Annotated in this window: 11 protein-coding genes and 2 pseudogenes; 7 read left to right on the top strand and 6 right to left on the bottom strand. The window is 63.4% G+C overall.

Annotated features, from left to right (window positions below; genetic code table 11):
- Positions 1-83 precede the first annotated feature (83 nt).
- Together MOV75_RS12690 and MOV75_RS12685 are read left to right on the top strand one after the other, a co-directional pair.
- Positions 84-377 (top strand): annotated as a pseudogene (locus MOV75_RS12690) (sulfite exporter TauE/SafE family protein); the annotation flags it as partial.
- 718 nt (positions 378-1,095) lie between these two features.
- Positions 1,096-1,443, top strand: coding sequence for a hypothetical protein (locus MOV75_RS12685; protein ID WP_246921839.1), 348 nt, complete (start codon positions 1,096-1,098; stop codon positions 1,441-1,443).
- Between the two features lie 13 nt (positions 1,444-1,456).
- Here the strand turns inward: MOV75_RS12685 and MOV75_RS12680 are convergent, their stop codons facing one another.
- A complete protein-coding gene (locus MOV75_RS12680; protein ID WP_246921837.1) occupies positions 1,457-1,873 on the bottom strand; it encodes an SRPBCC family protein in 417 nt (138 codons plus the stop codon).
- A 518-nt stretch (positions 1,874-2,391) separates the two neighbouring features.
- Between MOV75_RS12680 and MOV75_RS12675 the strand changes: the two genes are divergently transcribed.
- The gene (locus MOV75_RS12675; protein WP_246921835.1) at positions 2,392-2,910 is read left to right on the top strand and encodes a hypothetical protein; all 519 of its coding nucleotides are present in this window, start codon (positions 2,392-2,394) and stop codon (positions 2,908-2,910) included.
- A gap of 205 nt (positions 2,911-3,115) precedes the next feature.
- Here MOV75_RS12675 and MOV75_RS12670 read toward each other — a convergent pair whose 3' ends face one another.
- From MOV75_RS12670 to MOV75_RS12650, 5 genes are all read right to left on the bottom strand, one after another.
- Positions 3,116-3,316: a YodC family protein gene (locus tag MOV75_RS12670; protein ID WP_246921833.1), complete on the bottom strand. Its 201-nt coding sequence runs from the start codon at positions 3,314-3,316 to the stop codon at positions 3,116-3,118.
- A 418-nt stretch (positions 3,317-3,734) separates the two neighbouring features.
- Complete coding sequence (locus MOV75_RS12665; RefSeq protein WP_246921830.1) at positions 3,735-4,493, bottom strand: HAD family hydrolase; 759 nt, start codon at positions 4,491-4,493, stop codon at positions 3,735-3,737.
- On the bottom strand, positions 4,484-5,371 hold the full coding sequence (gene hemF / locus MOV75_RS12660) for an oxygen-dependent coproporphyrinogen oxidase (RefSeq protein ID WP_246921828.1): 888 nt from the start codon (positions 5,369-5,371) through the stop codon (positions 4,484-4,486). Before hemF ends, MOV75_RS12665 begins: the two co-directional genes overlap by 10 nt.
- A gap of 134 nt (positions 5,372-5,505) precedes the next feature.
- Positions 5,506-6,138 carry a 7-carboxy-7-deazaguanine synthase gene (gene queE / locus MOV75_RS12655; RefSeq protein ID WP_246921826.1) on the bottom strand — a complete coding sequence of 211 codons (633 nt, stop codon included), beginning with the start codon at positions 6,136-6,138 and terminating at the stop codon, positions 5,506-5,508.
- An 18-nt stretch (positions 6,139-6,156) separates the two neighbouring features.
- Positions 6,157-6,615: a tRNA (cytidine(34)-2'-O)-methyltransferase gene (locus MOV75_RS12650; RefSeq protein ID WP_246921841.1), complete on the bottom strand. Its 459-nt coding sequence runs from the start codon at positions 6,613-6,615 to the stop codon at positions 6,157-6,159.
- Positions 6,616-6,893: 278 nt separating this feature from the next.
- Here MOV75_RS12650 and petA point away from each other — a divergent pair, with 278 nt between their 5' ends.
- The 4 genes and pseudogenes from petA to MOV75_RS12630 form a co-directional block, all read left to right on the top strand.
- A complete protein-coding gene (gene petA / locus MOV75_RS12645) occupies positions 6,894-7,424 on the top strand; it encodes a ubiquinol-cytochrome c reductase iron-sulfur subunit (RefSeq protein WP_246921823.1) in 531 nt (176 codons plus the stop codon).
- Between the two features lie 62 nt (positions 7,425-7,486).
- Positions 7,487-9,559 carry a cytochrome b/c1 gene (fbcH, locus tag MOV75_RS12640; RefSeq protein ID WP_246921820.1) on the top strand — a complete coding sequence of 691 codons (2,073 nt, stop codon included), beginning with the start codon at positions 7,487-7,489 and terminating at the stop codon, positions 9,557-9,559.
- Between the two features lie 298 nt (positions 9,560-9,857).
- Entirely contained in the window at positions 9,858-10,532 is a 675-nt protein-coding gene (locus tag MOV75_RS12635) for a dienelactone hydrolase family protein (RefSeq protein ID WP_128924116.1), read from the top strand.
- Positions 10,533-10,939: 407 nt separating this feature from the next.
- Positions 10,940-11,698 (top strand): annotated as a pseudogene (locus MOV75_RS12630) (anthranilate synthase component I); the annotation flags it as partial.

The raw sequence follows: 11,698 nt of genomic DNA, 5'->3' as shown, positions 1-11,698 counted from the left end.
CCCCACGGCTCGTGTGTTTTGCGCGTCGGGCAACACAACAGCTTGTAGGTGCGCCGGATGGATGAGCGAAACGCAATACGCCCTCCGTGGTGATGGCCGCAGGGTTAGAGGGCGCCGCGGTGATCGCCACCGACGCGATGATCTCGCTCGGCACCGGCCTCATCAAAATCTCCGTGTTCGGGCTCGCCGGCGCCGTCACCGCGCAGGTGCTCGCCTTCGCGCTGCTGATCGGCGCGATCGCGATCCCCGGCGCGTTCCTCGCCAAGGCTTTCGTCGAGCGGATGCCGGTGCACATCCACACCGCGATCCTGGATGTAGCCGTCATCACCGGCGGGCTGGTGATGATCTCGGCGGCAGCGAGGCAGTTCGTCGCGTAGATATCTCGGCTGAGCGACGACAATGAATCGCAAGGAATGGTTCGTTCGTCGTTCGTTTTATGGTGGTCAATGCGCCTGTCCGACGGTCGCGGTCTTGTCGGGCTCGCCGTGACTCGCGGTATGCACGTCGCTGTCACCGACCCAGCGTGCGAGCATTGTGGCCAGTGCAAACATGAACGCGATTATCGCTATGCGCTGCATGCGATGTAAATGCCGAATGGCCCTGCAAGGTTGCGTTCCCCGCCGTGTCAGAGGTTGGAGGAACCGGTAGGCCGTCCATTATTGGAAGTGCAATCAAGGCAAAGGGGGCTTTGTTCCAGCGGAGCCTTTCACCGCGCAAGGTGTTGCGGAGAGGAACCAGGGAGATCGGACCAGGTTGCTTCGTCAACGACATGGGAGGACGCGCATGGATATGAAGGAAGCCTCGGCAATGACGGAAGCGTCCGGGCTGACGAACGAGCCCAGTGCTGTCGAGCAGACGTCCGGCCGAGCGTCGGCCTTGCCGCGGGAAAGAGCGAGCCGTCGGCCGTCTTCGTCGGACCTCGCGATGAGATGGGCTGACCAGTTGCGCGAGACAACTGTCAAGGCGCCTTTGCGCTCGCTCCTTGTCGCATTTCTTCTTGGCGCCTGGTTCGTGCGACGGCACTAGGTTGCGAGCCTTCAAGGCGAGACGTTCGTCGGCTCTCGAAAACTTGCCGGTGATAAACGGAGGGGAAGGATGAAGCTTTTTGCAATCACGGCGGCCATCCTGCTAGGCGGCATCTCGTTCGCGATTGCGCAGAGTTCAGGAGGCGGTTCGGGTGGTTCGTCATCCGCTGGCGGTGCAACCGGGACAAGCGGCACAGGAGGGTCGACGCTTTCGAACGGTACCACGCTCAACGGAACAGGCGGTTCGCCAGGCCCCAACACGTCCAATGCCAAAAGCCACCGCACCACGGGTGAGAAACTCGGCGCGGCGGCTCCTGATCAGGATAGCGGTGGGTCTCGCCCGACGTACAACACTCCAGCCGCAGACGCCGCCGTCCGGCAACTTGGAAACACCAACCCTGGCATCCTGAAGAAGTAGAGCAGCGGGCTCCTCACGACTTTTTCTGCTTCGCCTCGACATATCGTGCGAAGTTGTCGAGGATCGCCTGCCAACCGCCTTGCTGCTGCTCGACCGAGTGCGTTGGTTCGCCATCGAAGACGACCCGGACGACAACCCCATTCGGACCGGGTACGAACTCGATCTCGGCTTTTCGATCGCCGAACACGTATTCGATCCGCTTGTGTTCGACGATCTTCGTGTAGGTGCCGGCGAAGTCAAAGCCCATGCTACCGTCCTTGGCCTCCATCCGGGACGAGAAGGCACCGCCTTCTCGTAGCTCGACCGTAGCCTTGGTCGTATGCCAGTCGTCGGACGCGGTATTCCACTTCACGATGTCGGCCGGCGTCGTATAGGCCCGCCAGACCTGATCGATAGGGGCCGCTACGCTGGTTTCGACGGTGATCCTCATGGGCAATTGCTCCAGTTCGATTTCGACAGCTCGAGGTGACGACATCACCTCACGTTTGCAGGGTCCATCCACGGCACTTCCGAGAAGTGTCCATCCAAGGACGGTCGAGACTAGCTCGTGCCGACATGGTCGAGCCGTCAACGTGTCAAAAAATACAAAAGAGTGGGTAGGATGGGTTGAGCCCTTGCGAAAGCCGTCGCTTCCTTCTGTAATCATCTCCATCATGACGGGTCATCGTCATCTGAGGACGCCGTTCTTGGGAGCACGCCATTCGGGGTCGTTATGGCCCAACCTCATTCCTTGGCAATGCAATGAGATATTTATTGATTCTTTCGTTCTTACTTGCCGGCGCCGCCGTTGCAGAGGCCGCTCCACCATCGAATTGCGCAGCCAAGTTTATCGGTGACTGGCGACACTCGGGGAGCGGCAACAGAGGCACGATACTCCCCGACGGCAGAGCGCTGTGCAGCGAGCACCCGGCCTGTGTTCAGGGGACGTGGACCTGCTCGGGAAACGTATTGACCTATACGAACAGCGCAGGGACATGGAACTACACGCTCGAGCCGGATGGTAAGTCCATGTCCACAAATGGCGGTGCTGCCACCGCTGTCCGCATCGGAGCGGTGCCGGCAAACGCTCGTTCCCGGGATCTTGGTTCTGCAGCGAAGAACGTGACGGCAGACATCCTCGGCGTCGATAGAACACAGCCTAGTCCGACTGCCACTCCCGTCGCGAAGCCCATCGCCGCAGCACCTCCAAATGGAGTTCGACCGGTGGGAGCAGTGAGTTCGGCTGCACAATCCGATCCAAGCCAGTGCGTCGTAGAGAAGGCCTGGCCGAAAGCTACCGGCGTCAACTGGTACAGCTTGAAGAACAGCTGCAAGCGACGCGTGACGCTGGATTATGACGACTGCGACCTGAATCTCAGCACCAACATGGTTCAGTGCTCGACAAAGACGCTTCCACTTGCAGCACGCAGCGAATTCGGCCCGGTGCCCAATCACAAGCACCCGCTCAACGCACGTAATTTCCGCTAGCAGCATCTCGAACCTGCGAGGGTCAGTGCGTGACAAGGCACGGCCCAAAACGCTGGTGATACGGATCGAGAAGCGTGGAAGTCGCCTGCTGCCCCTCCACGACATCCACGATGTCCGCTGTTGCGCCGCTATTGGCGCAGAAACGGACATCAGGCGCGCCGGAGCCGAACTGCCCGGCTTGACCAGGATGCGGTCTTGGTCGTGCCTACTCTTCGTCCTCGTCGTCTTCCTCTTCTTCGTCTTCCTCTTCCACCTGCACGAGCGCGGCCAGCGGCAGCGTTTCGCGGAACAGGTCGCCTTCCATGCCCATCCAGAGGCAGAGCACGTCGTTCTCCTTCACCTCCGCAACCGTCAGCGGCTGGCCGCCGGATTTCAGCATCACCACATCGCCGGCTTTCAATTCCATGGATTGTTCCTTTCGAGTGATCGACTTGGAAGGGAACCTAGCAAGCGGTCATGACGGGCCGATCACGCAGGCCAGCCACGACGGGAAATTCCGCCGACGGGTTGGCGGAGCGGAGGGGGCTATGAAGTCTGTTCAAATCAGAAGAGACCGCGATCGACGCTATCAGGCCGAGAAGCCCGCAGTCGCTAATCGGTCATGCTGACTGGCTGCTGGTCAGCAGCAGGCGCCTCATCCCAAATGCATCACGGCGCGCTGAGCGGGCGGATGCACTGACACGGAAGCTGTCCCATCGCAAATTTCGACAACCCCTGTTTTGCCCGACGCGTCAAATGGATTTCGAAAAAACCGCAAGTGCTTGATTTTGCAGCGGCCGGCTACTGTGCATGGGGTTGTTTTTCAGTTTTTTGTTTGGCCCTGGTCAGGGCCGGCCCGGCACCAGTTCGGTCAGCGAGCGGATGATGCGGTCAGGCTTGACGGTCGAGCCTTCGGGCAGGCCGTCGCCATGCACGTCGATCCAGATCGAATAGATGCCGAGGCGCTGCGGCGTCACGACTTCCCATTCCAGATTGTCGCCGATCATCCAGGTGTCCTCGGCGGTGACGCCGAGTGCCTCCATCGCGTGCAGATAGGCGCGCTCCTCGGGCTTGCCGAAGCCGTGTTCGCCTTCGATCTGGATGTGGTGGAAGCGGTGCGCCAGCTCGAAGCGTTCGACCTTGGCGCGCTGGGTGTCGGCGGCACCGTTGGTCACCAGCGCGAGCTTGATGCCGAGCGCCTTCAATTCGTCGATCGCTTCATGCGCGCCGGGGAAGACGAACATCTCCTCCTCGCGATAGGCAGTGAAGCGGTCGGCGAGGCGAACGGCGAGATCGTCGGAGAGGGCGCGATGGCCGGCGGCCGCGAGCGCGGCAAAACCGCCCTTGACCGTCAGGTGCCGCGCCTCGGCGAGCTTCATCCGCCATGCGGCTTCGGCATTGGCCCAGAAGTTTCGCGCGAAGGCGAGCACGGCGGTTGCGACCAGCGCTGGCGGCAGCGGCGCCAGCTCCTCGGCAAATTCGTTCGCAATCGTGTTCCAGGCGATCTCCGGCCGGCCATAGGCCGACAGGATGGTGTCGTCCATGTCAATCAGCATGGCGCGGGGGAGCAGCTTGGAGGCGGGCTGCATCGTCGTCATGGCCATTTCACCTCGGGCGGCATCGACGACAGAATCGAGTCCACATTGCCGCCGGTCTTGAGCCCGAAGATGGTGCCGCGGTCATAGAGCAGGTTGAACTCGACATAACGGCCCCGCCGGATCAATTGCTCCTCGCGGTCCGCAGCGGTCCAGGCGCTCGCGAAATTGCGCCTGACGATGTCAGGATAGATGTTCAGGAAAGCGCGGCCGACGTCCTGCGTGAAGGCGAGGTCGGCGTCCCAGTCGCCGCTGTCGTGCCAGTCGTAGAAGATGCCGCCGATCCCGCGCGCCTCCTTGCGGTGCGGCAGGTAGAAATACTCGTCGCACCATTTCTTGTACTTGTCGTAGTCGGCAACGTCGTTCGGCTGCGCGCAGGCTTGCTTCATCGCGGCGTGGAAGGCGATCGTGTCGGCGTCCTCTTGCGTTCGCCGGCGATCCAGCACGGGCGTGAGGTCGGCGCCGCCGCCGAACCAGGCCTTGGTGGTGACGACGAAGCGGGTGTTCATGTGCACGGCCGGCACGTTCGGATTGCGCATATGCGCGATCAGCGAGATGCCGGAGGCCCAGAATTTTGGATCCTCCGCGGCGCCGGGGATCTGAGCCCGGAATTCCGGCGCGAACTCGCCGTGCACGGTCGAGCAGTGCACGCCGACCTTCTCGAACAGCCGGCCATGCATCATCGACATCACGCCGCCACCTCCGGCCGCGCCGGTATGGTCGGTACGCTGCCAAGGCGTGCGCTTGAAGCGGCCGGCTTCGCCCGGATAGAGGCTTTGTGGGGCGTCGTCCTCGAGCCGCTCGAAGCTCGCGCAGATGTCGTCGCGCAAGGCTTCGAACCAGGCGCGGGCACGGGCCTTGCGGTCTTCGATCGTCGAATTGTCCATGTGCATTCCCGGTCGCGTCCTAAGCGGAGTGTGCCGTAGGGTGGGCAAAGGCGCTCTTGCGCCGTGCCCACGTCTTTTACCGTCATCTCGAATGGTGGGCACGCTACGCTTTGCCCACCCTACAAAACCTGTCCCTATCTGATGCCGAGCGTCTTATGCGTCTGCACGCTGAGCCGCCATTGCGGATGGCGCAGGCAATAGTCGATCGCGCGCGCGGTGTTCTGGACAACCTCGGGTCCGTCCATCGGCTGCAGCGAGAAGCGCTCGAAGGCGAGATCCTCGAAGGCTTCAGGGGCGGCGAGGGCCTGCGGATAGACCAGCTTCAGCTCGTGGCCCTGGCGCAGCACCAGTTCGCTGCCGCCCTTGGGGCTGACGCAGATCCAGTCGAGCCCCTCCGGCGCTTCGATCGTCCCGTTGGTCTCGACGCCGATCTCGAAGCCGCGCGCATGGAGCGCCTCGATCAGCGCGGCGTCGACCTGGAGCAGCGGCTCGCCGCCGGTCAGCACCGCGTAGCGGTTGGCATTGGATGCCGTCCATTGCGCGGCGATAGTGTCGGCTAGTTCCGCGGCCGAGCCGTAGCGGCCGCCGAGCGTGCCGTCGGTGCCGACGAAATCCGTGTCGCAGAACTTGCAGGTCGCATCCATGCGGTCCGCCTCGCGCCCGCTCCAGAGGTTGCAGCCGGCAAAACGGCAGAACACGGACGCGCGCCCGGCATGGGCGCCTTCGCCTTGCAGGGTCAGGAAGATTTCCTTGACCGCGTAACTCAATCGTCTCTCCTCAACCTGTCAGACTTGCAGGGCCCGGATCTGCCGCAGCGCCTCGCCGGCGGCCATCGCCGCGGTCATGGCGACATTGAGCGACCGCAGCCCCGCCTTGATCGGAATCACCAGCCGCGCATCGGCGGCCTCGACCACCGCGTCGGTGACGCCGGCGCTCTCGCGTCCGAATAGCAGGATGTCCGACGTCTGGTAACGGAAATCGCGATAGTCGGTGGCGCCCTTGGTGGTGAACAATAGCAGGCGGTAGCCGTGCAAGGCGCGCCAGTCCTCGAATGTCTGCCAGGAGTCGTGCCTGACGATGCTGACATGGCCGAGGTAGTCCATTCCCGCCCGGCGGAACGCGCGGTCGGAGACCGGGAACCCCGCGGGCTCGATGATGTGGGCGGCCAGTCCCAGGCAGGCGCAGAGCCTGAGAATCGTGCCCGTGTTCTGGGGGATGTCGGGTTGGAAAAGCGCTATCTGCATCATGGGCGACGGGTTGGTTGCGGGGCGGAAATGTCTCAATAAAACATCGCCTGCCCGGGAATTCGTGCATTGCACGCTCCCGCGCCGATAGCGGGCTTGCGCTCGCCCGGCAAGGGTGCCAATAGAACGATTCTGGACTGCTGTTTCGCCTGTTTAGAGGTGGATGAGCGAAGTTCTGCCGCCGCGGGGGGCCGCGGGCGCCGGCAGCCTTTCCGGGGACCTCATGGGCGCCCCCTGGAGCGGTTCCACCGGCTGCACAAGAAGAAAGGGTTGGAATCGTGACGACAGCGTCTTCGGCGGACCATCCGACACGCCGTGATTTCTTATTCGTTGCAACCGGGGCAGCTGCAGCAGTGGGGGGCGCAGCCGCGCTCTGGCCCTTCATCTCCCAAATGAATCCTGACGCCTCGACCATCGCCGCAGGTGCGCCGATCGAGGTCGATCTCAGCCCGGTCGCCGAAGGGCAGGACATCAAGGTGTTCTGGCGCGGCAAGCCGATTTACATCAGCCACCGCACCAAGAAGCAGATCGACGAGGCGCGCGCCGTCAACGTGGCGAGCCTGCCCGATCCGCAGACCGACGAGGCCCGGGTCAAGTCTGGCCACGAGCAGTGGCTGGTCGTGATCGGCATCTGCACCCATCTCGGTTGCATCCCGATCGCTCATGAAGGCAGCTACGACGGCTTCTTCTGCCCCTGCCATGGTTCGCAGTACGATTCGTCCGGCCGCATCCGCCAGGGGCCCGCGCCCGCGAACCTGCCGGTGCCGCCGTACCAGTTCGTTTCCGACACCAAAATCCAGATCGGCTGAGCCTCGGACCCTCGTCCGAAGCTTCGCGCCGTCTCGTCGTACTATTTCCTCAGGATCGCATCATGAGCGGACCATCCGACTACCAGCCGAGCAATCCGGCCCTGCAATGGATCGAGCGGCGCCTGCCGATCTTCGGCCTCATGCACTCGTCGTTCGTCGCCTATCCCACCCCGCGCAACCTGAACTATTGGTGGACCTTCGGCGCCATCCTCTCCTTCATGCTGGGGATGCAGATCCTGACCGGCGTGATCCTGGCGATGCACTACACGCCGCACGCCGATCTCGCCTTCAAGTCGGTCGAGCTGATCGTCCGTGACGTCAACTACGGCTGGCTGCTGCGCAACATGCACGCGGTCGGCGCCTCGATGTTCTTCGTCGCGGTCTACGTCCATATGTTCCGCGGCCTTTACTACGGGTCGTACAAGGAGCCGCGCGAGGTGCTGTGGATCCTCGGCGTCATCATCTACCTGCTGATGATGGCGACCGGCTTCATGGGTTACGTGCTGCCGTGGGGCCAGATGAGCTTCTGGGGCGCCACCGTCATCACCAATTTGTTCTCCGCCATTCCCTATGTCGGCGAGAGCGTCGTGACGCTTCTCTGGGGCGGATATTCGGTCGGCAACCCGACGCTGAACCGCTTCTTCTCGCTGCATTACCTGCTGCCGTTCCTGATCGCGGGCGTCGTGGTGCTCCATGTCTGGGCGCTGCACGTCGCCGGCCAGAACAATCCTGACGGCGTCGAGCCGAAGACGGAAAAGGACACGGTGCCGTTCACGCCGCATGCCACCATCAAGGACATGTTCGGCGTGGCCTGCTTCATGCTGCTCTACGCGTGGTTCATCTTCTACATGCCGAACTATCTCGGCGACGCCGACAACTACATTCCGGCGAACCCGGGCGTGACGCCGCCGCACATCGTGCCGGAATGGTATTACCTGCCGTTCTACGCCATCCTGCGCTCGATCCCGAACAAGCTCGCGGGCGTCATCGCGATGTTCGGGGCGATCATCATCCTGTGCTTCCTGCCCTGGCTGGATGCCGCCAAGACGAAGTCGTCGAAGTATCGCCCGCTCGCCAAGCAGTTCTTCTGGATCTTCGTCGTGGTCTGCATCCTGCTCGGCTATCTCGGCGCGCAGCCGCCGGAAGGCATCTACGTCGTTGCCGGCCGGGTCCTGACGGTCTGCTACTTCGCCTACTTCCTGATCGTGCTGCCGCTGCTCTCGCGCATCGAGAAGCCGCGGCCGGTGCCGAACTCGATCTCGGATGCGGTCCTGGCCAAGACCGGGAGCAGGTCGACGCCGATGGTCTCGACCGCGATCATGCTGGCGCTCGCCGGTTCGTTGTTCGCGGGCTCGATCGACAGTGCGAAGGCGTCCGAAGGCAGCGACACGCCTCCGGGCAACAAATGGTCGTTCTCGGGCCCTTTCGGTAAGTTCGATCGTGGCGCGCTGCAGCGCGGCCTGAAAGTCTACAAGGAAGTCTGCTCCAGCTGCCACGGCCTGTCCTACATCGCCTTCCGCAACCTCGCCGAAGCAGGCGGACCAGGCTATTCAGTGGCGCAGGCGGCAGCCTTCGCTTCCGAGTACAAGGTCAAGGACGGCCCGAACGATGCGGGTGACATGTTCGAGCGTGCGGGGCGCCCGGCGGATTATTTCCCGTCGCCGTTCCCGAACGAGCAGGCCGCGCGTGCGGCGAACGGCGGCGCTGCGCCGCCCGACCTCTCCCTGATCACCAAGGCGCGCTCGTATAAGCGCGGCTTCCCCTGGTTCATCATCGATTTCTTCAGCCAGTATCAGGAGCAGGGCCCGGACTACGTCGCGGCGGTGCTTCAGGGCTACGAAGACAAGGCGCCGGAAGGCGTGACCATCCCGGAGGGCTCTTACTACAACAAATACTTCCCCGGCCACGCCATCAAGATGCCGAAGCCGCTGAGCGATGGCCAGGTCACCTTCGACGACGGCTCGCCCGCCACAGTGGCGCAATATGCCAAGGACGTCACCACGTTCCTGATGTGGACCGCAGAGCCGCACATGGAAGCACGCAAGCGCCTCGGATTTCAGGTTTTCGTGTTCCTGATCCTATTCGCGGGTCTGATGTACTTCACCAAGAAGAAGGTCTGGGCCAGCTCCCACTGAGCGGCGTAAGACGAGAAATGAAGAAGCCCCCGCAAGGGGGCTTTTTTGTTGGCGTCGCCGGTGTCCCGGACGCGCTGCAGCGTGCAAGGCTGCTGCGCAGAGCCGGGACCCAGCGTGCTCGCCGCTGGGCCCCGGATCAGCAACGCGCCACGCCGCACTGGACGATGCTTTCGCATCGCCAGGGGCGCGCTGCATTGCATCCGGGGCACGAGAGTGTGTTGTTTGGCGCGATTGCCTATCTGCCGCTCACCCGCCAAAATGCCGCCAATCGCTCCCCCAAAACTCATCGGAGGACACCATGGGAACCGCTATCACCTTCAAGCGCCCGGACGGCAAGGACGCTTCGGGCTATCTCGCCAACGCCGCGCGCGGCAACGCGCCGGGCGTGGTCGTGATCCAGGAATGGTGGGGGCTGTCGGACCAGATCAAGGGCCTGTGCGACCGCTTTGCGCTGGCCGGTTTCGATGCGCTGGCGCCCGATCTCTACAAGGGCAAGGTGGTGCCGTATCACGATACGGATTCCGCCAACAAGGAAATGAACTCGCTCGACTTCATGGACGCCACCACGCAGACCGTGCGCGGCGCCGCGCAATACCTGTCGCGCAACGGCGCCAAGGTCGGCCTGACGGGCTTCTGCCTCGGCGGCGCCGTCACCATCATCGGCGCGACCAAGATTCCGGAGCTCGCGGCCGGCGTCGTGTTCTATGGCATCCCGCCCGAGCAGGCGGCCAAGCCCGCCGACGTCAAGATCCCGCTCCAGGCCCATTTCGCCAACAAGGACGATTGGTGCACGCCGGAGCTGGTCAATGGCTTCGAAAAGGCCATGAAGGCCGCGGGCAAGTCGCTCGAGCTATTCCGCTATGACGCCGAGCACGCGTTCGTCAACGAGCAGCGCCAGGCCGTGCACGACCGAGAAGCCGCCGAGCTCGCCTGGGGCAGGGCGACGGAGTTTTTCCGGAAGCATCTAGGGTGATAGTGCCCGCGACGGCGCCACGATTTCGGTGTCGTCCCGGCCTAGCGCGCAATTGCGCGCGGGGGGCCGGGACCCATAACCACAGGATTTTGTGGTTACGGGAAATGTCACTCCGAGTCTTCGCCAAACTCCATCCTGTGGTTATGGGCCCCGGATCGGCGCTTCGCTTGTCCGGGACGACGAGCTCTGGGAGGAATGGCCAAACCCTTGACGCCGCCTCCCGGCCATGGTGAGTATCGCCCCATGAGCACCGCCGTCCGCCCAGCCCGTCTTTGGTGGCGCACCTCCTAACGAGGTGGCCGGTGCGATTTTCCTTTCCCAAATCGTCTGAGGTCGCCAACGCAGTGCGGCGGCCTGATCGTTTGTCCTGTGTGGCGTTCCCTCGGCAAGTTTCGTAAGAGGACGACATGAACAGGACAGTCTTTGCCCTCCCGGCCCGAAGCGACTATGTGACCCGCGCAGGACTTGCGATCACGCGCGTGGCCGAGCAGTTTACCGGCGGCGCCAACCGGCTCGACGATCTCATCAGCCTGCTCGACCGCCGCCGCGGCGTGGTGCTGTCCTCGGGCACGACCGTGCCCGGCCGCTACGAGAGTTTTGACCTCGGCTTCTCCGATCCGCCGCTCAAGCTCGAGACCACTGGCGTCAATTTCAAGCTGGAAGCGTTGAACGCGCGCGGGCAGGTGCTGATCGCCTTCCTCACCGACGTCCTGCGCGAACCCTGCGTGGTGATCTCCGAGAAGACCGCTTCGCGCCTGGCCGGCCACATCATCCGCGGCGACGCCCCGGTCGAGGAGGACCAGCGCACGCGCCGTGCCAGCGTGATGTCGCTGGTGCGTGATCTCGTTGCCGCCTTCTCCGCCAATGACGATGGGCTGCTCGGCCTGTTCGGCGCCTTCGCCTACGACCTCGTGTTCCAGATCGAGGATCTCGTACAGAAGCGCGCACGCGAGAGCGACCAGCGCGACATCGTGCTCTACGTGCCCGATCGCCTTCTTGCCTATGACCGCGCCACCGGCCGCGGCGTCGTGCTGAGCTACGACTTCGCCTGGAAGGGCAAGTCCACCGAGGGCCTGCCGCGCGAGACGGCCGAGAGCCCGTACCTGAAGACGCCGCGCCAAGGCTTTGCCGATCACGCGCCCGGCGAATATCGGGCCACGGTGGAG

Origin of the sequence: Bradyrhizobium sp. PRIMUS42 (genome assembly GCF_023006515.1) — a bacterium.
GTDB lineage: Bacteria > Pseudomonadota > Alphaproteobacteria > Rhizobiales > Xanthobacteraceae > Bradyrhizobium.
Note: the sequence above shows the minus strand (reverse complement) of the source record. Positions and strands in the feature narration are given on the sequence as shown.

What these genes read in the sequence shown, in the direction of transcription:
- MOV75_RS12685 (WP_246921839.1), top strand. Translation starts at nt 1,096, where the DNA reads ATGAAGCTTTTTGCAATCACGGCGGCCATCCTGCTAGGCGGCATCTCG.
- MOV75_RS12680 (WP_246921837.1), bottom strand. Translation starts at nt 1,873, where the DNA reads ATGAGGATCACCGTCGAAACCAGCGTAGCGGCCCCTATCGATCAGGTC.
- MOV75_RS12670 (WP_246921833.1), bottom strand. Translation starts at nt 3,316, where the DNA reads ATGGAATTGAAAGCCGGCGATGTGGTGATGCTGAAATCCGGCGGCCAG.
- MOV75_RS12665 (WP_246921830.1), bottom strand. Translation starts at nt 4,493, where the DNA reads ATGGCCATGACGACGATGCAGCCCGCCTCCAAGCTGCTCCCCCGCGCC.
- hemF (WP_246921828.1), bottom strand. Translation starts at nt 5,371, where the DNA reads ATGGACAATTCGACGATCGAAGACCGCAAGGCCCGTGCCCGCGCCTGG.
- MOV75_RS12650 (WP_246921841.1), bottom strand. Translation starts at nt 6,615, where the DNA reads ATGCAGATAGCGCTTTTCCAACCCGACATCCCCCAGAACACGGGCACG.
- fbcH (WP_246921820.1), top strand. Translation starts at nt 7,487, where the DNA reads ATGAGCGGACCATCCGACTACCAGCCGAGCAATCCGGCCCTGCAATGG.
- MOV75_RS12635 (WP_128924116.1), top strand. Translation starts at nt 9,858, where the DNA reads ATGGGAACCGCTATCACCTTCAAGCGCCCGGACGGCAAGGACGCTTCG.